We start from the raw sequence: 24,233 nt of genomic DNA on the forward strand, positions 1-24,233 counted from the left end.
GGTGGGGTGATGAGAAAGCTGGTACACATCTGCTACGGTGTTGTGATGAAACAGCAAAAGTATGACGAGAATTACGCTACAGCAGCTTGACGCTCAAGACGGTAGCTGTACGCTCGAGCCGCGCCATCCCTGGCGCGGACGCTTTACTCCTCTATTCCATTCCCCCCGTTCTCGTTCTGAAAATAGGTTTTTCACCAGTTTGCCAACGCGAATGATTTAGGGAATAGTCACCTCCGCCCAATCGATCGCGCGGAGGTGATTGTATTTGTAGATCAACGTATTAAGATGAAGAAAGTACTGCCTGTGGTGGGGTAACTTTCGTGGTACGCAGGCGATGCAGTGCGGCTTCCGCCAATTGAGCAAAATAGCGTGAGGCTGGCGCAATCGCGCTTTCATTCGGATTGAACTGAGGGTGATGCAAGCCAAATTCGCTGTTTGAGCCAATGCTGACGAACGTGCCCGGCACGTCCTGAAGATACAGGGCAAAATCCTCGCCGCTCATTTGCAGTTCGGCGTTTTCTACCTGATAGCCCGCGTCTCTGGCAATTTGCTTGCTGAAATCCGCCCATTCGCTGGTGTTCACAACCGCAGGCGGGCCGGGATACCATTTCAGCTCCGCTTTTGCGCCCAGCGCAAGGGCGATGCCGCCGATCAGTTGCTCAATTCGCTCCGGGATTTCCGCGCGAATCGCGGCATTGTAGGTGCGTACCGTGCCTTCCAATTCTACCGTTTGCGGCAGGACGTTCCAGGTGTTGCCGCCCTGAATGCGCGTGACGCTGATGACCAGCGACTCCAGTGAACTGAAACTACGGCTGGGCAGGGTTTGCAGCGCATTGACGATATTGCAGGCGGTGACGATGCTGTCGATGCCCTGTTCGGGTTTGGCCGCATGTGCGCCTTTGCCCGTAATGTGAATAGCGAAGCGATCCACGTTGGCATAAAACGGGCCGCTGCGTGTCGCGAAAGTGCCAGCGGGAAGCTCAGGGGCGTTGTGCAGGCCGAAAACGGCGGCGACATCGGCGAGTGCGCCGGCGTGGATGAGTTGTTTAGCGCCGGTAGACACTTCTTCTGCGGGTTGGAAAAACAGCCTGATTTTACCCGGTAAGACAGATTCGCGTTTCTTCAGCAAACAGGCAGCGCCCAACATCACGGCGGTGTGGAAATCGTGTCCGCAGGCATGCATGACGCCAGCGTGCTGAGAGCGAAATGGCACATCGACTAACTCTTCAATCGGCAGAGCATCAATATCGGCCCGCAGCGCAATCGTTGGACCGCTGCCGTGACCGATCTCGGCAACGACGCCCGTGGTTAAGGCAAGGGGCAACAGGCGGATGTCTTTCTCTTGTAGCCAGCGGGTAATGTGCGCGGTGGTTTGGTGTTCCTGATTGGACAGTTCTGGGTACTGATGCAAGTGCCGTCGCCAGTTAATTAACTGCTGCTCGAATGACGTATCACAACAGGGGATAGATTCAGCCATATCAATACACCTCCTTAACAAAACTTAAACACGATAAAGGTAGCCGATAGCTACTCTACGGATAAATACCGTCTGGTTATATTTCATGCCTTTTTATCCCGTCATATTTCAAACGTCCCGTATTGTTACCTTTACGTTACTGGGTTAGCCGTGATGTCGCCAGCAAGGGACGCGAATGACCTAGTGATATCATTTATTTTATCCCGTGATGTTAATTTCGTCTTTATTAAAATATCTGCTAATAAAATCCATTATTGATATTTATATTTCACCCTGTTATGCAACATTCTTCTTATTCTGCTTTTGCACTGGCTGGTTTTATTGCTCCGTTTATTTAAACGGCGTTTTGAAATGACGGACTTTTACATGCATAGCCTTGCAATAAATAGCGCTAACGGATAGTCGCTGAAAATAAGGAAACATCGTGGGATATACGCTCAGTTTATTAGATCAAAGTCCGATCGCCGAAGGAAGGAATGCGGCGCAGGCGTTGGCGCAAACCGTGGCGCTGGCGAAAGTGGCAGAAGCGCTTGGCTATTACCGCTTTTGGGTTTCCGAGCACCATAATTCCGATGAATTAGCGGGATCGTCTCCCGAGGTCTTGATCACCTGGTTGTTGGCACACACGACAACGCTGCGCATTGGCTCCGGCGGTGTGATGTTACAGCACTACAGCCCGTATAAGGTCGCGGAGAATTTTCATGTGATCAGCGCTCTGGCGGGCGGGCGTGTGGATTTGGGGATCGGCAAAGCGCCAGGCGGATTGCCGCTGGCGACGCGGGCGCTACAGCAGGAGATCGGTGAAACGCAGCGAGTTGCCTTTACGGAGAAGCTACATCAGCTAAACCGCTTTCTCGACAGCCATGACGAGACGGACGAGCGCCTGAATGCGACGCCATTACCTGAACATACGCCGCAGCGCTTTCTGTTGGGTGCTAGTCAGGAGAGTGCGCGGTTAGCCGCCTCGCTGGGCTGGAGTTTTGTCTTCGCCGGGTTCATCAATGCCAGTGAAACGCTGCTGACGGAATCTCTCTTGAGTTATCGGGAGTTGAAACCCGCCAACGCCCAGACGCTGCTGTCGCTGTCGGTGATTGCCGCCGAACGTCATGAGGATGCGGAGACGCTGGCCAGCACGCAGCATAACTATAAAGTTTACATTGAGAACAAGCCGCCGCTGACGGTAGGCAGTCAGGAACAGGCTGATAACTTCGTTCGGCAAGCGGGCGCGACGGATTTCCGTATTGTGCAGGAGCCGCGCAATGTGCTTTACGGTACGCCAGAGCACATTCATCAGCGTCTGGAAAGTTACCATCAGCGTTTTGGCGTAGATGAGTTCATCATCCATACGCCCGTGACATCCCCCCGCGAGCGTGAGGCATCGATTCGGCTGCTGGCGCAGCGTTGAAAACGTGAGCGATGACAAAGCGGTATAGCCATTTGAGCAGTAACCTGATTTTGTCTATATCAACATAATCGGGGAAAATAATGGCAGTACCGGAAAGCAAGGAAGCCTTGATTAAGGCAATCAACAGTCAGTTTGCGCTGTTAATGAAGCGAATCGAGGCCGTTCCCGCCGATCGCGCATTCTCGCCGGAAATGACAGGGCATGCGCAGGGAACGCAGATGAGCGCGGCAAATCTGGTGGCGTATTTGCTGGGCTGGGGCAATCTGGTGCTGAAATGGCATCAGTATGAAGAGCAGGGTAAAGCCATAGATTTTCCAGAAACGGGCTACCAGTGGAATCAGCTTGGTTTACTGGCGCAAAAATTCTATCAAGACTTCGCTCACATTACCGATTGGTCTGAACTGGTCGCTCGGCTTGTCGCGAATAAACTGGCGCTTATCGCGCTGGTGGAGCGCTATACCGATGCACAGCTCTATGGTGAATGCTGGTACGGTAAGTGGACGCGTGGTCGGATGATTCAGTTCAATACCGCCTCGCCTTATAAAAATGCGGCCGGACGACTGCGCACGTGGGAGAAGAACGCATAACCCACTGATAGAAAATAAAAAATAGTGCTGATTCTTTGTCTTCTCTTTCCCTTCGTCAGTGGCGCACTAGCGGTGTTTTTTCAGACAAAACCTTACATATTCCCCCTGCTTGATTGTTCTATACTCAGTAGTAAGCAAGATAAGTTTTACTGGCAGATGAGATGAATAGGGGGAAGAAAAATGATTGGTCTCAACCTCGTTTCTCCAGTGTCATATAGCGCCATGCCTGACAAACCTGATCATGTTCAGGGCATTTCCCGCTCGTCGCAGCTGTCTGGTTACCCTAATCAGGACGCGTCTACCCGAACCCGGACGACGTACGACAATAGCGCGTCGGTCTTTAAGCCACCGATAGCCGATGGGGTGAATCGCCCAACGGAAAATAACCAGCTTAACGTTTACGTTTAAGATGGTATCAGACGGATAAAATGGGCAATCACGTGCTGTAAACGATCATTTTCGGTGCGTAGATTGCCTTCTTTTTTTCATTAAAGCCTCTTCAAAAAGCATCTTCTTAATAGTAGTCATTACGCTAGGGATAGTAGGTTTAATCGCGTATTTTTTAGCGTGTCGGCTTCCTAAACTTCGTCGCTTTTGTGTTTCCATGAGCATTGGAATGGCAAATATTTCTATGAGAGATGACAGATGAAGAAATTACTTAATATTGCATTAATAAGAAGATTTACTGTTATTGCACTGTTTGTTTTTTCAGCATCGGCATGCTCATTGAATCAGGGTACTAGCCATTTCGAAAAAGCATTGCTCACGCCTGAACAGATCAACGAAGCAATCGTCTATCAAAAGGATGCGGATAAAGGCAGCGCTGGCAATCATGTTGGGAAAACTGACGGGTTCGACGGTCATCTATACAACAAAAGCCTCTCCTTCAGACCCCAACTACTACGATAATAATGATTATAAAGCGAGGCTAGCCGAATTAATAAAATCACAAAAGCCGAAACTCATTATTGATATCCACGGAAGCCACCCTTACCGACCCTATGATGTCGATATCGGAACCATGAAGGGAAAATCTCTGCTGGGTAAAGACGAACTGGTGACCAAACTCATCGCCTCGTTGCGAAATGAAGGTATTGCCAATTACTCAAACAACTATTTTGCCGCCTCCAAGAATGAAACCGTCACAAAATTCGGCGCAGCACATGGTATACCAACGATCCAACTTGAGGTCAACAGCGTTTGGATGGTGCCAAGTGAGGGTAATTATGAATCACATCGGTTTGCGCAATTGCTCCAGGGCATGGTTCGTTACGTCAATAGCGTAAAATGACAGCCGAGCACGCCCGATTGAATCACGTCAATCGGTTTATCTGTATTAGCTCAGTCCTGAGCTGGCAATGTTGCTGCGCAGAGCGGTTCAATAAGTGTGTTGCATCCATCGATTGAACTCACACCCCGTAGCGGACTCAAACGGGCTGATTACCGTACGGCCCGTTCTGAATGGAATCTCTGACCTGTAGCTCTGACAAGAACAGATTGTCTTTCGAGAAATAGCCGCCGTCCAGCATCGCGATCAGGCGGTTAATCACTTCGTTGATCATATCGCTCACCGGATCTTTGACGCTGGAGAGCGACGGCTTCAAAAACGGGGCGGTGGGAATATCGTCGAACCCGACGACAGAAACGTCGTGCGGTACGGCAACGCCAGCGTCATCCAACGCTTTTATCGCGCCAATCGCCATATCGTCATTGCTGGCGAGAACGGCGCTGAACGATACCCGGTTATCGCGCAGGGCGTTAATGGCAAGCGACCCGCTGCGCGGCGTCCATTTTCCGTTCACAATCAATTCATCCCGTACCGCGATATTGGCCGCCGTCAGGGCATCTTTATAGCCGGAAAGGCGTTCGATAGCGGTCGGCGAATCCAGCGAACCGGTGATAAACGCGATATCTCGATGACCGCGCGCAATCAGATGTTGCGTGGCGTTATAGCTGGAACCCTTGTGATCGCAACAGATACAGTGGCTCTGGTGTTTCCGCAGTTTACGGTTAACCACCATGATCGGCTGTTTGTGCTTCTCGATGATGTCGTCCATTTCATCCACGGTGAGAAAACGGGGATATATGATGATCGCATCACAGCGTAACCCCAGCAGGAATTGAATCGCGGCGCGCTCTTCATCGGCGCTGTGTTTGCCATCGACCAGAATTAACTGGCGCCCGTTGTCTTCCAGTTTCTTGGCGGCCTGTGACAGCAGCTCGTTAAAATAGCTGCCGTTATAGAGCGTGTTGGTTACCACCAAACCAATACAGGCGGATTTGCTGGTCGCCAGATTCCGCGCCAGTAAATTTGGCCGATATCCCGTCTCCTCAATGGCCTGATAGACCAGCGTTTTGGTTTCTTCACTGGTATAGCCTTTGCCCGATAGCACGCGCGACACCGTCGCTTTCGATACGCCTGCTTTCTTCGCCACTTCCTGCATTGTCGACATGGGACATCCTGAGACGTTGAGTACTCCCGTCATTTTACACACTTTATATCCGTCATACTTCAAGTTGCATGTGCGTTGGCTGCGCTTAGTCACCCGAATCGCTTACTTGAGTAAGCTCATCGGGATGCCTTCGCTTGCCGCCTGCCTGAAACTCGAATTATTTAGGATATGGACCGGTAGCAGGTTGATGAGTGCGGAACCAAAGCGATCGAGGGGAGTAACACGCCATTCATGACGATCTCGATCACATAAGAAAAATATTCATAACAAAATTATTGAAATTTCATTCATATATAAACACTATCATGTGGAACCGGTTACCCATCGACGTTTCATCACGTTGCATGGAGCAGGGATACCGGCATGAATACTTTCATAACTGTATGAAATTGAATAATAAATGTGCGTGCATCAAGTGATATTCCCGTTTTGGACGTGTTGAACGGTGTGTTGAATTGGGTGTAGCGCGCGCGATTACGAGAGATTGTCTATCCATGTCAAAGAATTATGCGGCTGTATCCCGTTCGATCGTCGATGCCATCGGTGGTGCTGATAACATCGCTGCCGTGACGCACTGTATGACTCGTCTGCGCTTTGTGCTGAAAGATAATGATGCGGCGAATGTGGCCGAATTGAAGGCGATAAGCGGTGTGTTGGGCGTCGTGAAAAACGATAACCAGTGTCAGGTCATCATCGGCAACACCGTTTCTCAGGCCTACGCCGAAGTGGTGAAACTGCTGCCGGAAGGCGTGGACGCTGAAAAAGCCGTACCGGTGAACAATAAAATTACGCTGCGACGCATCGGCGCAGGGATTCTGGATGCGCTGATTGGCACGATGTCACCGCTCATTCCAGCGATTATCGGCGGCTCGATGGTGAAACTGCTTGCCATGATCCTCGACATGACCGGGCTGTTTGAGAAGGGCGCCTCGACGATAACAATTCTGAACGTGATTGGTGATGGCGCGTTCTTCTTCCTGCCGATCATGGTGGCGGCGTCTGCGGCAGTAAAATTCAAAACCAATATGTCGCTGGCGATTGCTATCGCCGGGGTGCTGGTTCATCCGACGTTTATCGATCTGATGGCAAAAGCGGCGCAGGGTCAGCAGGTGGTGTTTATGGGGCTGACCGTCACGGCGGTGAAGTATACCTACACCGTCATTCCGGCGCTGTGTATGACCTGGATTCTGTCTTACATTGAAAAATGGGTAGACCGCATTACGCCAGCGGTGACCAAAAACTTCCTGAAACCGATGTTAATCGTGCTGATTGCCTCTCCGATTGCCATTATGCTGATCGGCCCGATTGGGATCTGGATCGGTAGCGGTATTTCTGCGGTGGTGTACACGGTGCATGACTATCTGGGCTGGCTGTCCGTTGCCATCATGGGCGCTATTTGGCCGCTGCTGGTAATGACCGGTATGCACCGCGTGTTTACCCCGACTATCATTCAAACCATCGCTGAAACGGGCAAAGAAGGCATGGTAATGCCGTCTGAAATCGGCGCGAATCTGTCGCTTGGCGGTTCTTCACTGGCGGTTGCCTGGCGCACCAAAAACCCGGAACTGCGCCAGACGGCGCTGGCGGCGGCGGCCTCGGCCATTGTTGCCGGGATCTCTGAACCGGCGCTGTACGGTGTGGCTTTGCGTCTGAAACGTCCGCTGATCGCCTGTTTAATTACTGGTTTTATCTGTGGTGCCGTTGCGGGTATCGGCGGGCTGGCAAGCCATTCAATGGCCTCGCCGGGGCTGTTTACCAGCGTGCAGTTCTTTGACCCGACCAACCCGATGAGCATTGCCTGGGTATTCGGTGTCATGCTTCTGTCCGTCGTGATTTCCTTCTTTGTCACCTTGCTGTTGGGCTTTGAAGACATCCCAGTCGAAGAAAAACCGGAAGAGAAACGCGTACAGGGCGATGAGGTTTCCGCGCCGCAGCACGCAGTGAACACGAATTAAATTAAGCACTAATTAGCTGAAGTACGAAGGAGAAGAGCGTATGTCTGCATCAACATTTCCCAATGGGTTCTTATGGGGGGGCGCGATTGCGGCCAATCAGGCAGAAGGCGCGTACCTTGAAGGCGGTAAAGGGCTGACGACGGTAGATATGATTCCCCATGGCGTGAATCGTCTGCCGGTGAAACTGGGGCAAGAACCACGTTTCGCGCTGCGCGAGGATGAGTTTTATCCCAGCCATCAGGCGATCGATTTCTATCATCGCTATAAAGAAGATATCGCGCTGATGGCGGAAATGGGGTTCACGGTGTTCCGTACTTCCATCGCCTGGAGTCGACTCTATCCGAACGGCGATGAGCTGACGCCCAACGCGGACGGCATCGCCTTTTATCGCGATGTGTTTGCCGAGTGCAAGAAGTACAACATCGAGCCGCTGGTGACGCTGTGCCATTTCGATGTGCCGATGCATCTGGTCACCGAGTACGGTTCATGGCGCAACCGCAAAATGGTGGAGTTTTTCGCCCGCTATGCTCGCACCTGTTTTGAAGCCTTTGACGGGCTGGTGAAATACTGGCTGACGTTCAATGAAATCAATATCTTGCTGCATAGCCCGTTTTCTGGCGCGGGGCTGGTCTTTGCCGAAGGGGAAAACCAGGAGCAGGTGAAATACCAGGCGGCGCACCATGAACTGGTGGCGAGTGCGCTGGCGACGAAGATTGCGCATGAGATTAACCCAGAAAATCAGGTCGGCTGTATGCTGGCCGGTGGCAATTTCTATCCGTGGTCGTGCAAACCGGAAGATGTTTGGGCGGCGCTGAATAAAGATCGGGAAAACCTGTTCTTTATCGATGTGCAGGCACGTGGCACCTATCCGGCGTATACCGGCCGTTTGTTTAAAGAGAAGGGCATCACGATTACCTCTGAGCCGGGCGATGATGAGATTCTCAAGAACACGGTAGACTTTGTGTCCTTCAGCTATTACGCCTCCCGCTGTGCCTCGGCGGATATGAACGAGCACAACAGCAGCGCGGCGAACATCGTGAAGTCGTTAAAGAACCCGCACATCAAGGCGAGTGAATGGGGCTGGGGAATCGACCCGCTGGGCCTGCGCATCACCATGAACATGATGTATGACCGCTATCAGAAACCGCTGTTTTTGGTAGAAAACGGGCTGGGTGCGAAGGACGAGATTAACGCACAGGGCGAGATTGATGATGACTATCGCATCAGCTACCTGCGCGAGCACATCAGCGCGATGGCGGACGCCATCGGCGACGGTATTCCGGTCATCGGCTATACCTCATGGGGCTGTATCGATTTGGTCTCTGCCTCCACCGGTGAAATGAGCAAACGCTACGGTTTTATCTATGTCGATCGCGATGACCGAGGCGAAGGCACATTAGCCAGAAAGAAAAAGAAATCGTTCTACTGGTATAAGAAGGTGATTGCCAGCAACGGTGCTGACCTGAGCTAAAGGCAATAAGGTTACTCAGCGATTCCTGCTATAGCCCCCTGACGGAGACGTCTGGGGGCTATTTTTTTACAAAAATGCGAAGAACGTGAATTGTGGTGGTCTGCTTCTTTGTGCATAATCGAGCGAGTTAATTATGCAAAATAGCGCATAATCGAGCTATAGTGAGCATTGCGGTTTATCATCGTCAGTACTCAACAACGCCGTCATGCCAACGCGATAGGAAGGTAAAACACCATGAGTCAGTCGCTTCCCGATATTGCCTTTTTTCATGAACTCGCCACGCTGGCGAGTCAGGAAACGTTACCGCGTTTTCGTTCCCTTACCGCCAATCAAATTGAGACGAAGCCAAAAGAGGGCTTTCGCTTTGATCCGGTCACGGAGGCCGACCGGGAAGCTGAGCGGGTCATTCGTGAGCACATCACGCGCCATTACCCCGATCACGCGATCATGGGCGAAGAATTTGGCCTGAGCGGGGAAGGTCCGGTGCGTTGGGTTTTAGATCCCGTCGATGGAACCCGGCCTTTCCTATGTGGGCTACCCGTGTGGGGAACGCTGATTGGCCTATTGCACCATGAACGCGCCGTGATGGGGATGATGAGCCAGCCGTTTACCGGAGAGCGCTTCTGGGCCGATGGTTCACAGGCGTGGCGCAGCGATTGGCATGGGGAAATGCGTTTAAGCACGCGTAAAGGCGTGTCGCTCGAACAGGCGATTCTTCACACCACCGCGCCGGAAGCGCTGGCTATGCACCCTGCGGTTCGTTTCGCAGATCTGGCAGAAAGCACGCTCATGACGCGCTACGGCGGTGAGTGTTACGCGATGGCGATGCTGGCAGCAGGCCAGATTGATATCTGCGTGGAATTTGCATTGCAGCCCTACGACATTGTTGCGCTGATCCCGATTATTGAGCAGGCGGGCGGCATCATTACCGATCTCAACGGACAACGAGCGGAAGCGGGCGGCACGATAGTCGCGACTGGTAACCCCGAGCTACACCAACAGGTGTTAGCCATTCTGAATAGAACGCGGTCATAACCGCTTGTTTGTAAAACCAGCAAAAGACAACGGCTAATAAGGAATCATGATGAAAGTAGCACACGTGGCGTTATGGACCGCCGATCTGGCCGCGCAGGCGGCATTTTGGCAAGAATTCTTCTCCGCTCAGGTGGGGGAAAAGTATGTGAGCCGGAATCGCCCCGGTTTTGAATCACATTTTGTTCAACTGGGTGAAGGCGCATCTATTGAGCTGATGACGCTGCCGGTGCTGGCAGAAGCGCTAACCAATAAAGAAGGCTGCGGCTGGGCGCACGTCGCGATTTCGGTCGGGAGCAAGGCGGATGTGGAAGCGTTAGCCAGCAAAGCGGCGGAACGCGGCATTCTGGTTGCCCAACCGCGAATGACGGGGGACGGATTTTACGAAGCGATCGTCAGCGACCCAGATGGTAATCTGATTGAGATAACCTCAGACTGAATCGGCACGCTTTCGTATGCTGCACAAACTGCCTTCATTCCTCTGGCGTAGGGTCAGAAGGCATAGCCTGAAAACGGACCATGCCTTCTGATAAGGAATTCAACGTCTGTTAATGATGCAGCAGCTCATCAACAACCTGATCGCTGGTGAGCTGATAGGGGTAATACGTTGGCCAGTTGTCCATTTCTTTGAGAATCTCTTCTTGCGACGTATTTCCCATAAAGATATGGAAATGGGCGGATTTACGCGGCGCAATGGTGTGATCGCTGAACTGAACGTATTTAGGTGCTTTTGACTGGGCATCTTTACATTCAAACAGATAGCGAACGCCTTTTTTACCTGATACATAGGTCAGGATCTTATGCCCAGAGTAGTCGTAATGGCATGAGGTCACTTCGCCATCTTTGTAGAACGTCATTACGCCATTGTCGATTTTTATTTCTGAAACATTGGTGGCGTAACCTTTGCGGTAATAATCTTTAACCTGTTCAAATGTTTTGCTTTTATCATTTTCCGCTTTCTTTTTGAACACGGGATCCATCTCACCCGATAGCATAATCGGGTAGACCGATTGCCACATTCCTTCCCAGCCGGTAAGCGCTCTGTCTTTTACATCGCTGTCATTGAAAACGCCATTGGATGCTTTCTTTTCAATGTCGCTCATGGGCGCACCATGTGAATGAGCGTGAGTATGGCCATGAGAATGGTTATGCGAATGATCGCCATGCGCGGCGACCTGACCGGTTACGAGGAGTGCCCCCAGAGCGAGTACAAGTTTCTTAATATTATTAGACAAAATCAAACCCTCAATGATTTTCCATGCGTTAATTGTTATGTTATAACATAACAATTAACGCATGGAAAGATTATCGCAATGAGTGTTTAAAAGCGAAACATTCGTGGTGATGAATCATTCCGAAGCAGAAAAGTAACAATGCAAATCATTAGAGAGTGTGAAATATGGCTGACGTTGTAGCTCGACAGAAAGCAGATGCAAGACTACCTGTGACCGTACTATCCGGCTTTCTCGGCGCGGGAAAGACCACGTTACTTAACCATATTCTGAATAATCGTGCTGGCCGCCGCGTCGCGGTGATCGTCAACGACATGTCAGAAGTGAATATTGATGCTGCACTGGTGAGGGCGGGCGGCGCTGAGCTTTCACGGACGGACGAAAAGCTGGTTGAAATGAGTAACGGCTGTATCTGTTGCACGCTGCGCGAAGATCTCCTGATCGAAGTTAATCGGCTGGCGAAAGAAGGGCGTTTTGATCAGCTGGTCATTGAATCAACCGGTATTGCGGAACCGCTTCCGGTCGCGGAGACATTCACGTTCGCGGGTGACGATGGGGAAAGCCTCTCTGAAGTGGCTCGGCTGGATACGATGGTGACCGTTGTCGACGGATATAATTTCTTAAAAGATTATGCATCGGTGGACAGCATCCATTCACGCGGAGAATCGTTAGGAGAGGGTGACGAGCGCAGCGTTGTGGATTTGCTGATCGACCAGATCGAGTTCTGCAATGTCATTATCCTCAATAAAACCGACCTGATTGATGCGGCGCAACAGCAGAAGCTGGTTGCGATTATCCGTTCACTGAATCCAGGTGCAAAAATACTTCATGCTCAGTTTGGAGCGGTGCCGTTGAATGAAGTGCTCGACACGGGATTGTTTGATTTCGACAAAGCGGCGCAGGCTCCCGGATGGTTGAAAGAGCTACGCGGCGAGCATACGCCTGAAACTGAGGAATATGGCATCACCAGTTTTGTTTTCCGCGCGCGTCGGCCGTTTCATCCTGCCCGTTTCGCGCAGGTCATGGAAAATTCGCTCACCGGGGTGGTCAGATCTAAGGGCTATTTTTGGTTGGCAAGTCGCCCGGAATATGCCGGATCGTGGTCTCAGGCAGGTGGCGTGGCACGTCAGGGGCTGGCTGGTTCATGGTGGGTCAGCGCACCAAAAGAAAGATGGCCAACAGATAGCGAATCGCTGGATTACATTCGTTCCATATGGGTGGATGGCGTGGGCGATGCACGGCAGGAACTGGTGTTTATCGGTATCGATATGGATGAACAGGCGCTGCGAGTCCGCCTGGAGACTGCACTGCTGACGGACAAAGAAATGACCGAAGGTCTGGCGATGTGGGTATCTTATCCTGATCCGATAGAGCCCTGGTTTGCGTCATAAAGTGTGTGGAATCTAGAAAAGGCCTGATTTTTCAGGTGGTGGAAGATTTATCGTCCCCGTGCGTGTCGAGGGCGATAAGTTTTCCGATGAAAAATTGCAGCTTGGTGCAGAAAAAACGATATCACAGAATACGAACTCTCGTTTACCGCGCTGCGGCTGTGTCAGAGTAATCCTTATTCACAACGAGTAAGGTGCATTCCAACTTGAATTTAGAATAGAATAGTCGTTTTATTTTCTTAATGATGAAATCACTTGTTATATTTACCGCTGAATAATAAAAACCATTGTTTTTATTATTAGCTAGGCCTGTATAACGATTATTTAAAAATAAAATTATCGCCTTCGTGCACGGCGAGAGATACGAGAACGCTATCTCAATCATTGAAAGACGGAAATGATTGCGGTGATTATTAGTCAATTGCCCAAGCCATATCCCATTTCTACCAAGGATAGTCATTACACTCGCAAGCGGTAGTACGATGAATGCCGTAAAACACAAAGCATTGGATAGCAATCTAATGAAATGCTTCTGCAACAATATGAAGAAATAGGGGATATCTATTTTTAGTGATGTTCGCCACATAATAATAAGTTATATCGCGAAATATTACGACGCACTCTGACCTCACGAATATACTGGTGAATGACCTCCAATGAATCAGCATAATGGTTTTTGGCAACGCGTTAATAGCGGTAGCCAGTGTGGTCATTGATGACAATACAATTAAAAAATGGAGAAAATATTACATGAAGTATCCTACTTTATTTGGAGTATTAGCCCTGAGTGTTTTCGTTAATGCCTACGCAGCAGGCGGTAATGGGGACTCCTCGACAGTGAGTTATTCCAATTCGCAATCTAGCGTGAGCGCCACTAAACCAAGCAATCAAAAAGCCGTCACGATCCACATGCTTGGTGACTCAACAATGACACACTATACGGATGCCCGTAGACCGCAAATGGGATGGGGTGAAGCGATGCCCCAATTCTTCAATTCAAACGTCACCGTTAAAAACTGGGCGCTTGGCGGGCGTAGTTCGCGCAGTTTCTTTTACGAAGCCACACGTTGGCCAGAGATCTTGCCTCAAATTAAGGCTGGCGATTATGTCATTATACAGTTTGGGCACAATGACCAAAAAACGGACGCTAGCTATGCCGCATACGGTACTTATGCATATTGTAGCGATGGAACAACCGATGGTGAGAAGTGTTCAGGCGCGCCGGATGCGATTGATCCGACAGTAGATAAATCGGAGCACTCGTACTATCAATTTTTGAAAAGGTATATCACTGCGATTAAAGCGAAAGGCGCATACCCTATTCTGATGACGCCGATTGTACGCAAATACTTTGCAGGCACGACGATCAAGCCAGAAGGCCTCCACGATGTGGGTGTCAAGAATGGCGAGATCTATGAACGAGGCAATTACCCGGCAGCGATGAAAAAGATTGCCGTTAAATACAATGTGCCGATCGTCGACCTCACGACGGAAACCAAAACTATCGTAGAGGCTTACGGTGATGCGGCCGCCAAGGCAAATTTATATATTGCGGCGGATAGTACACACCCACAAATTCTGTTCGCCAATTTGATTGCCAAGCGCGCCGTCGAGGGAATGTCCAGGTTGGACATCTTGAAGAATTACATGGTGTCTGTTACTTCGCTGATCGCCAGCCCGAACCCTCTTGCATGGGGTACGCGCTACACAGGGGTTGCGACGACTAAGGAGATGACGGTTTCCGCCTTCGATCTGAACCCGGATGTGGGCACGGTGACGGTTCAGTCTCCTTCTAAAAATTTTGAACTGTCCTTCGATCAAACGGCGTGGAAGTCGTCACTCAACATTCCATACACGAATGGTTCTTTTACAAAAACCGTGTATGTCCGTTTCAAGCCGTCCGATGCCGTAGATTACAACAAGGTCATCTCGTTTACTCTTGGTTCGTCTACCATCGGTTCCCTAGCCGTATCGGGCAAGGGAGTACCGGCGGGAGCAGGTCTTGATTCTTACGCGTCCTGGTTTAGCTCGGGTTCATCCCTGGCACCTACCACAGATGGAATACTGACGGCAACGGATGCCACAGTAAGCAATCTAACGACCACAGCGGCCAAGGTGATGGCAGTCGATGGTCAGGATACGAGCGTAGTTCGCTATGTCGTGGATACCTGGACCTCACGTGACAATACAAAATATCTGCAATTCATGGCGACACCGACAGGTTCGTTGAACGCTAACAAAATATCAATGCACTATGCGACAAGCGGCGGTTCGACAGTGCAAGCCGATATGGAGTACTCGACCGATAACATCAAGTGGACGCGCCTCAATGGGAGCAAACCCTTGTCTTCAGCGAAAGATGTGATGACATACGTCGAGTATGACAACCTTGCCATCCAGGTGCCGTCAGGCAAATCCTTGTATATCCGGATCTATCCGTGGAACACTGCGGGCACAGCGGGTAAATCCCTCGCGTTGTATGGCGTGAAGGTGACAGGTAAAGTCTCTAAGTAAGAAAACGTGATGAAAAGGTCGTAGCCATGCGGCAACCTTTCAGAACGGTGACAACGTCGAAAGCCCGCATATTTCGCGGGCTTTCTTCATTGTGTCTAGAAACCCCAGCTTAGCTGGGGAGTTTAGGTCTTAGCGATGTCAATTGTTCCTTATAAGCACGCACAAGCCCGCACTTCTCCAGTTCTGATTGAACCTGCTGGCTCAATGCAATAACGGCGGGTGTCTCCATCCTATCGAGCATTTCCAGTTCTGGAAGCGCCTGATAACCGCTGCCGTGAACATCCCATTGTTTCTCGCTTTCCATAAAAACGAAATAGGGTGACAGGCGGCTCAATAAAACGGTTAATCCTATGTGTTCTTCGCCATGGCAAAGCGGGCGTTTGACGTCAAAATCCGGCGTGTTCTTATAAAACCAGGCGTCGACAAAAGAGGCATAGCCAGAACCGTAGTGATTCCATTCTATCCTCGATTTGGTGTTGGTCAGGCGGATGACCTGCGCACAAACCCCTTTAAAACATTTGTCGATTGCCTCTTCATCATTGCTTACCCAAGGATATTCATCAGAAATACACTGTGCCACGGGCTGTAAAAGACACGTGATATCGTTCGGTGAAAGCAACGGCGAGACGATGTTATGACTTTCTGAACCACGTGCCATTTTTCTCTCTCCTTAGATTAATTGATTAGCTTTCATAGCTAACCGCATGCGCTTCCGTCGGTGCGGGAAGCTCCCATTTCGTCAGCATACCTTGCAGTGTTTTGTTGCTCAATGTGGTGTCCCGTTTCCCGTTGCGGCGCAGTAATTCCTGACGCGGGCGCTCCAGATAGACAATCTCCACTTCTGCGCCGTAGGCGTAGCACAGATCCAACGTGCGGGTGCGCATTTGCTGGCTCAGATGCGTGGCGTTCCACACGAACGGTTCATGCGTTCGCAGCAGTGAGCGTGCTTTGTCGGTCGCCCAATGCACCGCTTTTCCTTCGTTTTCGCCGTGTTTCAATCCCAACTCGGTTCGCGCATCGTCGAAAGAAACTACGGGTAAATCGTGCCGATGCGTCCGCACCCAGGTGTCTTTTCCCGATGCGGGCAAACCGCACATCACGGTGACTTTCGATCCCGGCTCCTGAAACAACGGATAGTCTGGATGCACATCGGCTCCGCGAAAATAGCTCAAGCGCGTGTGAGCATCGACAAACGATCTCGGTTGGCCGTAACAGCCTTCTTCCCGCGCCAGCTCGCGGAACAGCTCAATACTGTCGAGCACGCGCGCTTGATCCTGACAGATGCGTCCGCGCATATCGGCTTCCGCCAGCGTTGCCAGCAGCGGAATGCTCAACTGCCAAGAGAGTTCGCGAATCGTAAAGATCGGCGACATCCGACGGCGTTCATCCTCAAGGCAGTAAAACGGCACCTGATGCACCGAAATTAATCGGCAAATCGCTTCCCGAATCGCAAACGGAACGCCTGCATCCCACAGCAGCACCCGGGCGTCGATAGCACCTTTGCGCGAGTGTCCCGGCTGACCAATCTGACCCGTTACCGGGTCAATCAGTGTCGTGCGGTATTTTGCAACGTCATGCAGCAACGCGGCAAAAAACAAAATTTCCTGCTGCTCGCGCGTGGCTGTCTGGTAATCGTGAAGCTGCAAGAGCGACTCGACCACCATGATGGTGTGTGTCCAGACATCGCCTTCACCATGATAGCGCGGTTCCTGCGGCGTCTCTTTAGCGCGTTGAAGTACTGGAAACGCGTCCAGACAATCAGCAAAATCTGGCTGTGCGCCAGAGGTGGGGACCAATCCCCTGATGGTATTCCAATCCATGATAGTCATACTCCTTACTTATCGGGCATCGCGGCGACGAGCGCGTCTAAAGAACGCAGCGTATTCAGCCCCAGCATTTCCCAAGATACGGTTGGACAGGGCGCGTACAGATCAACGCCGTCAGCCAGTTGGTTCGGCAAAATCGGGCGCCGGGAATGATGCGAGCCGCTGTCCAAAATGGTCTGGATGAAGTCATGGCGTACCAGCTTGTAACGTGCCAGTACCTGTTCATCATCTTCAACTTTTAAATAAAGGCCTTCCGAACGGTCCGATTTATCGGTTTGCTGCCAGCACAGCGCGAGCGGCAAACCTTCACGCTGCACGGTGGATTCAAACGCGGTCTTCCAGTTCTGGCTTTTCGCCAGCGAACGGAATACCAGCTTCCACAGCAATGCCGGATTTGTTGGCATCTCCCCGGCGTAAAGCACCGGAACGGACAACACGGGCGAACCGGCCAGCATCGCGTGTCGGCGTGCCGTCGATAAAAAAATGCTGTCACGACGATCGTAAATATCAAATTCGTGAAAGTAGTGCGGCAACCGGTCGTAAAACACGGAATGCTTGCTGTACGCCCATTCGCCGTACATCACGAAACGGTCTTCCAGCAGCTCAAGAAAACGCATTTCGTGCGCAGTAGCCCAGAGCTTGAACTGGTTGAACTGCCGTTCCCGCGAGCCACCAGCCAGATAGTGGCCGCGCGACTGGAGCAGGAGTTCCGCCGTTTCATTGAAAGACACGCCGCTGTTCGCGCCGTCGATCTTTTCTTCGATCACGACGTAACGGCCTGCCAGCGCTTTCAGTGCAATTTGGTCCGACGCATCATCGCCAGACTGTAAACGCGAACCTTCCAGATGCGGGGTACGTGGATACTTTAATAACGGTATTGAATGTAAATACATGTTTTTCGCCTGCTGCGTTATTGGCACAGCCAGGCCCATCTACGATAAAAAAGAGGGCCGACGAACGTGTTCTGGCGCGAGTCAATAGACTGTCCACTGGCATTCCAGAGGCCAGAGTCGCGGGGGAGGAAGCGGGAGGTTCGTTTTCTGCTCCGCACAATAGCGGGGAAAACAGGGAACTCGTACCGCAGCCAACGCTGGCGCAGACTGCGCCGAATCGAGGCTGCTTAATGCAGTCGTCGGCGGTTAGTGGGGGGCTGACGTACAGGGCACTTTAGGGCTCCAAATGACACATTAGGGGTGAGTAAACGGCGCGATTCTAGCGAAGGAATTCTCCGACAACAAGTTTTTGTATAAAAAATGCTATTCTTTCCTGTAGTTGTAGAATGCGTTGTCGCGTGTAAACGTGGTAAAAAGGCCAGAGGCTATCGACGTTAGCGCGATAAGAATAGCGAGTGGTGGGATAGGGGAATGCATACAATGAATAGCAGGGGAATATGATGAAAATCAGTGTGATAAAGAAAGGGATTGCGGGTCTGTTACTGGTTCTGCCGCTGTACGGTGTCGCAGAGACAAAAGATCCAGATTTATTCGTCGGCTATACCACGCAGGATCTTACCGATGCATTACCTGCGGAGCTATTGAATATGATTCAGCGAGAAAAAGTGGTTGATGCGGCAAACCACATGGTGCAGACCGAGTATGTTGACCCTACGACAGGCAATAAGGCGCTGGTTTCATTGTTTATGCTGCCGCCTGATAGCGATGGCAATGTCCCGATTGCCTCCAAGCCCAGCGATCTGGATGCAGTGATTGCCAGTACCGAAAAAGAGATGCTGCGCCAACGCATTAAGCCCGACCAGCGTGCGGGAAAAATTGATGATGCGACACCTTTTCGCTGCTTACAAACGATTCTGAATAACAAGGTTCTGCATTCGCTGTGTTCGACGCTGATTAAAGGGCGCGTGCTGGAAGTGCAGGCGATCAACACGATTGAAAATATGCATGATGAAGCCGGGCTGAATAAGGTTATCGGGCAACAAAATGAATTTGTTATCGGGATGGGAAAAACGCTGCTGGCGCTTAAAAAGTAATCCGTACTGACGCCGCAGGCAAACGTTAGCGGTGACAGGCCGCCACGGTTTCTCATCAACATTCCTGAGCGAAGGCGAGTACCTTCGCTTTTTTTGCACCAAAAATCCCCCGGTTCTCCCTTGCCAGATTCTTAACGTTCGTGCATAACTGCCGATGCCAAAGGGTCGATGCCTGAAATCAGGCATGACGAAACGACGTTCATTACGAAATATATTCATCACGAAACGACACCGGATAAACGCTATGCTTTTGTTACTCGTTTTGGCTGTGATTGTAGTCGCCGTTTACGGCTGGTTAAAACAGCCGCAGTATGTATCACCAGAGGTCAAACCCCAGCCGGAAAACCCACTCTTTCGCGATGGCGCATTTCATAACCCAGTGGCTCGCCCGACGGTCGATAGCCAGAACCGATTCGCGCTGCTGTACCGCTTTCTTTTCGAGAAAGACGCTGGTGCGTTGCCAGATACCCGTCTGCCGTCGGAAAAAACCGATCTGCACCAGTTGAGTAAAACGGATAACGTCATCATCTGGATGGGCCATTCCAGCTATTTCATTCAACTGGAAGGGAAAACGTTCCTGCTGGATCCGGTATTTAGCGACAACGCTTCGCCAGTGCCACGCACCAACGTCGCCTTCAAGGGCAGCAATGTGTATTCACCGGATGACGTTCCCCCCATCGACTATCTGCTGATCACCCACGATCACTGGGATCATCTGGATTATCCCACGCTGAATGCGTTACGCGGGAAAATCCGCCGCATCGTCACGCCAACGGGCGTGGGTTCCTATTTTGTAAAATGGGGGTTCCCGCAGAAAGACATTACGGAAGGTGGTTGGTTCAGTTGTCTGAAAGAGAACGGCATCGACATCCATGTGCTTCCGACACAGCATTTTTCTGGCCGACTCCTCAAGCATAATCAAACGCTGTGGGGCTCGTTTGCGCTGATTACGGAACAACATCGTCTGTATCTCGGCGGGGACAGCGGCTATGGTGCGCATTACAAAGCGATCGCCGAGCGTCTGGGCGGATTCGATATCGCGATACTGGAATGTGGGCAATACGATCGGGACTGGCCCCACGTTCATATGACGCCAGAAGAGAGCGCGCAGGCGGCCAGTGATTTGCAGGCTAAAGCGGTACTACCGAGCCATAACAGCAAATTTAAGCTGGCGCACCACCGCTGGAACGATCCGCTGGAGCGCATTTCTCAGGCGAGTGAAAATCAAGACTGGCGACTGATGACGCCCCGCATTGGCGAACGCGTTCAGGTCGATAACCCGCAGCAGACGTTTAGTCAGTGGTGGTAATGAGGCTGAACGAGAGTTAAGCATGTTTATCAACATTTTTGCCGCGTGGTTGAATGGATGAGATGTTCGGTATTATACCGCCGTGTCGATCCTGCGCGGTATTCGTCTTGCTGCGTGAACGGTTAGCAGGTGCGGGTACCAGGCAGCGGACTAATGTGAGGTTTCACCATTCGGCGGTATTCATGACAGAGTCCGTGCTGTTTTTGGTGGCCATCAATAAAGCATTAGCCAGCCAGCAATCATCGCGAAAAAAAGTGCGGGTATCGAAAATAGATGAAATTGCCACCAAATGCGGCGATCGTTTGCCATACGCAACGCAATAAGGTTAGCCATTGAACCTTGAAGTAATCCAAAGCCGCCGATATTCACTGCCCATGTCAGTAGAACCGATGAAGGGACGGCATGAAGCAGAAATATGGTCGCAGGTACGTTACTGATGACTTGTGAAAGGCCTATCGCCAGCAGAAAATGCGCACCATCACTCCAATGCGGTATTAATGCAATGAGGTTGCTAAGAGCCGGTAATTTCGTCAAGAGGAACACATCAATAAACATCAAGACAAACACGGCCAATAATCCCCAGTCAAGCTGTAGCAGTACGCGTCGCGCGCACAACAGATAAAACAGCGGGACAAGAATCAGTATCGGTAGGGTTCTGTCCAACTCAAGCGCCACGATAAACAGCACGTACAACACCAGAGTACCTAAAAGCAGACCATGACGATAATCTCCCCCGAGAGAGTTATCCGGTATCGCGATCTCCTTATTACTGAAACTGCACGCTGTTAAGACCAGTAATGCAATAAACAGCAGGGCGCTCAGGGGGAGCATTGTCATCACAAACTCCATAAAACTTAATCCGCTCTTACTCCAGAGAAGAATGTTTTGTGGATTGCCAATAGGCGTGAGTAAAGAGCCTGCATTAACGGCGAGGGCTTCAAAGATAATTAATCGTCCAACGGGAAACTCAGAGGATTTAGATAACGACAGCGTGAGTGGTACCGTAATGAACAGCGCAACATCATTCGTGAGGAACGTTGATAATAACGCTGCTAACGTCACGATAAATAATGCCAGCGTTTTCTGTTTCCTGAACTTATTCACCAATTTCAAACCCATCTTGTCAAAATACCCACTGAGTTCAATACCTTTGGTGAGCATAAGTAATGTTGTCAGCGTCAGGATGGTTTTCCAGTCAACAGAAGCGGTGAGTTCGTCTGTTTTAAATACAGCAAAGAAACTGAGTATGATCCCCAGTACCACAAGAGCGTGAAGAAATTTGTCACGCATAAATGGAGTCAGCAATTCGCGCATTATATCTCTCTGGAATAAATATTAAGATGGAAGCCGATGTGGCTGTTTTTAATTTTTTATCATCAACGGGTGACGGATGAATCTATCGACCGATTTGCCTGCCACCAGATGAACAAAGCAAGGAGGGCAATAGCACCGAGCGCTGAGAAGGCTGTGCTGTATGAATACTTCCCTACCACAATACCGGTAAGCGCCGGACTGGCTGAGGCTCCAACGCCTTGCATAAACATAACGATACCCTGTCCTGCGTTGATATGGCCGCTTCCTTGTAGTTCTTTCACTATATAGCCAGGAACCGCGACGCCAAGAATACCCGCAGAGACGCCATCCAGAATTTGAACCGGCATGATGGAATAGGGTGACGCGAAGGTGGCAGCCAACGCGGCACGGATGGGAAGTATCAGTAATGCGATCATAATAAGTTGGCGGTAGCTTAATCTTTCTGCACGACTGGCCGTCCAAAGCGCAACGGGGATCATGACGGCCTGAGAGATAATCACTGTCGCTGCTGCATAGAGACCAGGATTCACTGAACTGGGTTCTGAAGCGACACGTATACTAAGCATGGGTAGCAACGCCGCATTCCCAAGATGAAAAAGAAGTAACGTTACGCCGATTGTCATAAGAGACGAATGACTTATCAATAGGGATGGCCATGAAATCGGTTTTCTTGTGACATTGGAATCAATACCACGGGCTGCTTTATGGTTTATGTCATTTTCACGGATACCCATTATCGCTAACGCTGACAGGGAAGCCATTGCTGTCATAAGAATGAATACTGCACCCATGCCCCAGTACCATACGGAAACCCCTGCAATAACTGCGGCTGTCATGTTCCCTGCGTGATTAAAGGCTTCATTTTTCCCCATCTGCTGTTTAAAACCGTTTTGCCCGGTCAGGCCCAACGTTAACCCGGTGAGAATCGGCCCAATAAATGCTGCGGCAATACCGTTGATTATCTGAGAGATGCCTGTAACCCAGGGAGTTTGATTGAACCATAAAAGTGAGGTCGCGGACGTAATCATCACACATCCAATCAACAGCATCTGTCGTTTATGGTGAGATGAATCCGTGATCAACCCCGCGGGAATCGTAGCCAGTAGTCCTGCAACGCCTCCTAATGTCATGACAAGACCGATTTCCCCTGGGAGCCAGTGCTGCTGTGCAAGAAAAATACCGAGAAAAGGGCCTAGTCCGTCACGCACGTCGGCCATAAAAAAATTTAGCAGGCAAAGTGCTTGCAGTGAACGTAGAGGCATTCTATTCCCTTCCTGTCTGGACATTTTATGTCGTGGCTAAGACACATTCATGCCCAGAGGATCGAATGATTTAATGCCCTCAACGATATGATTTTTAACAATCGGGTCAACAATCTGATTGTAATGATTCTTAACCAACGTAAATCATCTGATCTACGTTCAGGTCGTTTGCGATATAGATGAGCTTTCGAGAGGGGACGTAGACTTTATCAAAAGAAAACCCACGCAATTGCGTGGGTTTTATGAGGTTTGTTGGTCTTCAAGAGATACAGTGAGATCTCATGAGACAACAAAAGCGATTTAGACGTTGAACCGTCATTTATATTTTAACTGATTTATTTTAATATGATTTTTAATTATTTATTTTATTTGCACTCACCATTGTACTCATCTTTGATATTACTCGCATCGTAATACGAATATCGTATGTTAGACTCGATTATCGGCACCACTTCTAATCCTCTCCAAGTTTACCGAAATCAACTTAAAGTCCGTACACTGCGGGTTTTAGTCCGTTTTTTTACCCCTATTATCTACCGGATTCAACAGGGTTTTGGGGGCATTCTGTGTTCTCTGATTGCTTACTTACAAACGGTGTAACATAACCAAAATACTCAGACTGGGCAGTTCTACTAACATTCCAACGTTTCGCGTTCGCTGGGCGCTCTCGCTGAGCGGCATGAGTTAAGACCAAACGTTTCTTTGCTCGGGATACACCAACAAAAAAGGCACAGCGATTCTCGTCTTCATTGCCAAAGAAAATCTCATTTTCAACAGCCATGATAATGACAGAGTCGAACTCCAGCCCCTTGCTCTTATGAATGGTCAGGATCCTTACGGCTTGATCATCCGCAAATCGTCCTAATGCGCGGGGTAAATCTGATTCAGTGTCAAGCAAATCTGACCTGCTCCCCGTTGATTAACACACCGCGATGTTAGTAATGTCTTCATAAGCCACATGAGGACATCCCCATGAAGAAGCGTTTTTCCGACGAACAGATCATCAGTATTCTCCGCGAGG

Annotated in this window: 21 protein-coding genes; 12 read left to right on the forward strand and 9 right to left on the reverse strand. The window is 50.3% G+C overall.

The features are described from left to right. Positions 1-280: 280 nt before the first annotated feature. Complete coding sequence (locus Q3A88_RS19905; protein WP_317178510.1) at positions 281-1,477, reverse strand: M20 peptidase aminoacylase family protein; 1,197 nt, start codon at positions 1,475-1,477, stop codon at positions 281-283. A 424-nt stretch (positions 1,478-1,901) separates the two neighbouring features. Here Q3A88_RS19905 and Q3A88_RS19910 point away from each other — a divergent pair, with 424 nt between their 5' ends. The 4 genes from Q3A88_RS19910 (at position 1,902) to Q3A88_RS19925 (ending at position 4,760) form a co-directional block, all read left to right on the forward strand. Next, positions 1,902-2,882, forward strand: a complete 981-nt coding sequence (locus Q3A88_RS19910) for an LLM class flavin-dependent oxidoreductase (protein ID WP_317178511.1) — start codon at positions 1,902-1,904, stop codon at positions 2,880-2,882. Positions 2,883-2,962: 80 nt separating this feature from the next. Beyond that, positions 2,963-3,469 carry a ClbS/DfsB family four-helix bundle protein gene (locus Q3A88_RS19915; RefSeq protein ID WP_110163287.1) on the forward strand — a complete coding sequence of 169 codons (507 nt, stop codon included), beginning with the start codon at positions 2,963-2,965 and terminating at the stop codon, positions 3,467-3,469. A gap of 180 nt (positions 3,470-3,649) precedes the next feature. Continuing rightward, positions 3,650-3,877 (forward strand): hypothetical protein, encoded by a 228-nt coding sequence (locus Q3A88_RS19920; RefSeq protein WP_072012457.1) that lies wholly within the window; start codon positions 3,650-3,652, stop codon positions 3,875-3,877. A 424-nt stretch (positions 3,878-4,301) separates the two neighbouring features. Further along, a complete protein-coding gene (locus Q3A88_RS19925) occupies positions 4,302-4,760 on the forward strand; it encodes a hypothetical protein (RefSeq protein WP_110163288.1) in 459 nt (152 codons plus the stop codon). Between the two features lie 136 nt (positions 4,761-4,896). Here the strand turns inward: Q3A88_RS19925 and Q3A88_RS19930 are convergent, their stop codons facing one another. Next, complete coding sequence (locus Q3A88_RS19930) at positions 4,897-5,922, reverse strand: LacI family DNA-binding transcriptional regulator (protein ID WP_317178512.1); 1,026 nt, start codon at positions 5,920-5,922, stop codon at positions 4,897-4,899. A gap of 494 nt (positions 5,923-6,416) precedes the next feature. Here Q3A88_RS19930 and ascF point away from each other — a divergent pair, with 494 nt between their 5' ends. The 4 genes from ascF (at position 6,417) to Q3A88_RS19950 (ending at position 10,819) form a co-directional block, all read left to right on the forward strand. Beyond that, positions 6,417-7,877, forward strand: coding sequence for a PTS cellobiose/arbutin/salicin transporter subunit IIBC (gene ascF, locus Q3A88_RS19935; protein ID WP_317178513.1), 1,461 nt, complete (start codon positions 6,417-6,419; stop codon positions 7,875-7,877). A 40-nt stretch (positions 7,878-7,917) separates the two neighbouring features. Beyond that, positions 7,918-9,348 carry a 6-phospho-beta-glucosidase gene (locus tag Q3A88_RS19940; RefSeq protein ID WP_039511900.1) on the forward strand — a complete coding sequence of 477 codons (1,431 nt, stop codon included), beginning with the start codon at positions 7,918-7,920 and terminating at the stop codon, positions 9,346-9,348. Between the two features lie 234 nt (positions 9,349-9,582). After that, positions 9,583-10,383 (forward strand): histidinol-phosphatase, encoded by an 801-nt coding sequence (hisN, locus tag Q3A88_RS19945; RefSeq protein WP_110163294.1) that lies wholly within the window; start codon positions 9,583-9,585, stop codon positions 10,381-10,383. A gap of 49 nt (positions 10,384-10,432) precedes the next feature. After that, complete coding sequence (locus tag Q3A88_RS19950) at positions 10,433-10,819, forward strand: VOC family protein (protein ID WP_110163295.1); 387 nt, start codon at positions 10,433-10,435, stop codon at positions 10,817-10,819. Positions 10,820-10,928: 109 nt separating this feature from the next. Here the strand turns inward: Q3A88_RS19950 and zinT are convergent, their stop codons facing one another. Then, on the reverse strand, positions 10,929-11,615 hold the full coding sequence (gene zinT / locus Q3A88_RS19955; protein ID WP_317178514.1) for a metal-binding protein ZinT: 687 nt from the start codon (positions 11,613-11,615) through the stop codon (positions 10,929-10,931). A gap of 164 nt (positions 11,616-11,779) precedes the next feature. Here zinT and zigA point away from each other — a divergent pair, with 164 nt between their 5' ends. Next, on the forward strand, positions 11,780-13,003 hold the full coding sequence (gene zigA, locus Q3A88_RS19960) for a zinc metallochaperone GTPase ZigA (protein WP_317178515.1): 1,224 nt from the start codon (positions 11,780-11,782) through the stop codon (positions 13,001-13,003). A 666-nt stretch (positions 13,004-13,669) separates the two neighbouring features. Further along, positions 13,670-15,514, forward strand: coding sequence for a rhamnogalacturonan acetylesterase (locus tag Q3A88_RS19965; protein WP_317178516.1), 1,845 nt, complete (start codon positions 13,670-13,672; stop codon positions 15,512-15,514). A gap of 109 nt (positions 15,515-15,623) precedes the next feature. Here the strand turns inward: Q3A88_RS19965 and Q3A88_RS19970 are convergent, their stop codons facing one another. The 3 genes from Q3A88_RS19970 to Q3A88_RS19980 are packed head-to-tail and all read right to left on the reverse strand — an operon-like array spanning position 15,624 to position 18,233. Beyond that, positions 15,624-16,172, reverse strand: coding sequence for a hypothetical protein (locus Q3A88_RS19970; RefSeq protein ID WP_317178517.1), 549 nt, complete (start codon positions 16,170-16,172; stop codon positions 15,624-15,626). Positions 16,173-16,197: 25 nt separating this feature from the next. Then, on the reverse strand, positions 16,198-17,343 hold the full coding sequence (locus Q3A88_RS19975) for an AAA family ATPase (RefSeq protein WP_110163299.1): 1,146 nt from the start codon (positions 17,341-17,343) through the stop codon (positions 16,198-16,200). 5 nt (positions 17,344-17,348) lie between these two features. Next, complete coding sequence (locus Q3A88_RS19980; RefSeq protein WP_039286406.1) at positions 17,349-18,233, reverse strand: RNA ligase family protein; 885 nt, start codon at positions 18,231-18,233, stop codon at positions 17,349-17,351. 500 nt (positions 18,234-18,733) lie between these two features. Here Q3A88_RS19980 and Q3A88_RS19985 point away from each other — a divergent pair, with 500 nt between their 5' ends. Together Q3A88_RS19985 and Q3A88_RS19990 are read left to right on the forward strand one after the other, a co-directional pair. Beyond that, entirely contained in the window at positions 18,734-19,327 is a 594-nt protein-coding gene (locus tag Q3A88_RS19985) for a hypothetical protein (protein WP_110163300.1), read from the forward strand. Between the two features lie 244 nt (positions 19,328-19,571). Next, positions 19,572-20,636, forward strand: a complete 1,065-nt coding sequence (locus Q3A88_RS19990) for an MBL fold metallo-hydrolase (RefSeq protein ID WP_317178518.1) — start codon at positions 19,572-19,574, stop codon at positions 20,634-20,636. A gap of 213 nt (positions 20,637-20,849) precedes the next feature. Here the strand turns inward: Q3A88_RS19990 and Q3A88_RS19995 are convergent, their stop codons facing one another. The 3 genes from Q3A88_RS19995 to Q3A88_RS20005 form a co-directional block, all read right to left on the reverse strand. After that, positions 20,850-21,950, reverse strand: coding sequence for an SLC13 family permease (locus tag Q3A88_RS19995; protein ID WP_110163306.1), 1,101 nt, complete (start codon positions 21,948-21,950; stop codon positions 20,850-20,852). 62 nt (positions 21,951-22,012) lie between these two features. Next, a complete protein-coding gene (locus Q3A88_RS20000) occupies positions 22,013-23,212 on the reverse strand; it encodes an MFS transporter (RefSeq protein ID WP_233990361.1) in 1,200 nt (399 codons plus the stop codon). A gap of 529 nt (positions 23,213-23,741) precedes the next feature. Further along, the gene (locus Q3A88_RS20005; RefSeq protein ID WP_233990360.1) at positions 23,742-24,110 is read right to left on the reverse strand and encodes a 3'-5' exonuclease; all 369 of its coding nucleotides are present in this window, start codon (positions 24,108-24,110) and stop codon (positions 23,742-23,744) included. Positions 24,111-24,233: the final 123 nt, after the last annotated feature.

The sequence above is a fragment of the Pectobacterium sp. HCp5_1 genome (assembly GCF_032905925.1).
GTDB lineage: Bacteria > Pseudomonadota > Gammaproteobacteria > Enterobacterales > Enterobacteriaceae > Pectobacterium > Pectobacterium brasiliense_A.

Excerpts from the sequence above, each read along its gene's own strand:
- Q3A88_RS19985 (WP_110163300.1), top strand. The coding sequence starts at position 18,734 with ATGAAAATCAGTGTGATAAAGAAAGGGATTGCGGGTCTGTTACTGGTT.
- Q3A88_RS19940 (WP_039511900.1), top strand. The coding sequence starts at position 7,918 with ATGTCTGCATCAACATTTCCCAATGGGTTCTTATGGGGGGGCGCGATT.
- Q3A88_RS19995 (WP_110163306.1), bottom strand. The coding sequence starts at position 21,950 with ATGCGCGAATTGCTGACTCCATTTATGCGTGACAAATTTCTTCACGCT.
- Q3A88_RS19915 (WP_110163287.1), top strand. The coding sequence starts at position 2,963 with ATGGCAGTACCGGAAAGCAAGGAAGCCTTGATTAAGGCAATCAACAGT.
- zigA (WP_317178515.1), top strand. The coding sequence starts at position 11,780 with ATGGCTGACGTTGTAGCTCGACAGAAAGCAGATGCAAGACTACCTGTG.
- Q3A88_RS19990 (WP_317178518.1), top strand. The coding sequence starts at position 19,572 with ATGCTTTTGTTACTCGTTTTGGCTGTGATTGTAGTCGCCGTTTACGGC.
- Q3A88_RS19930 (WP_317178512.1), bottom strand. The coding sequence starts at position 5,922 with ATGTCGACAATGCAGGAAGTGGCGAAGAAAGCAGGCGTATCGAAAGCG.
- Q3A88_RS19925 (WP_110163288.1), top strand. The coding sequence starts at position 4,302 with ATGTTGGGAAAACTGACGGGTTCGACGGTCATCTATACAACAAAAGCC.
- Q3A88_RS19980 (WP_039286406.1), bottom strand. The coding sequence starts at position 18,233 with ATGTATTTACATTCAATACCGTTATTAAAGTATCCACGTACCCCGCAT.
- hisN (WP_110163294.1), top strand. The coding sequence starts at position 9,583 with ATGAGTCAGTCGCTTCCCGATATTGCCTTTTTTCATGAACTCGCCACG.
- Q3A88_RS19965 (WP_317178516.1), top strand. The coding sequence starts at position 13,670 with ATGGTTTTTGGCAACGCGTTAATAGCGGTAGCCAGTGTGGTCATTGAT.
- Q3A88_RS19970 (WP_317178517.1), bottom strand. The coding sequence starts at position 16,172 with ATGGCACGTGGTTCAGAAAGTCATAACATCGTCTCGCCGTTGCTTTCA.
- Q3A88_RS19920 (WP_072012457.1), top strand. The coding sequence starts at position 3,650 with ATGATTGGTCTCAACCTCGTTTCTCCAGTGTCATATAGCGCCATGCCT.
- ascF (WP_317178513.1), top strand. The coding sequence starts at position 6,417 with ATGTCAAAGAATTATGCGGCTGTATCCCGTTCGATCGTCGATGCCATC.
- Q3A88_RS19905 (WP_317178510.1), bottom strand. The coding sequence starts at position 1,477 with ATGGCTGAATCTATCCCCTGTTGTGATACGTCATTCGAGCAGCAGTTA.
- Q3A88_RS19950 (WP_110163295.1), top strand. The coding sequence starts at position 10,433 with ATGAAAGTAGCACACGTGGCGTTATGGACCGCCGATCTGGCCGCGCAG.
- Q3A88_RS20000 (WP_233990361.1), bottom strand. The coding sequence starts at position 23,212 with ATGCCTCTACGTTCACTGCAAGCACTTTGCCTGCTAAATTTTTTTATG.
- Q3A88_RS19975 (WP_110163299.1), bottom strand. The coding sequence starts at position 17,343 with ATGACTATCATGGATTGGAATACCATCAGGGGATTGGTCCCCACCTCT.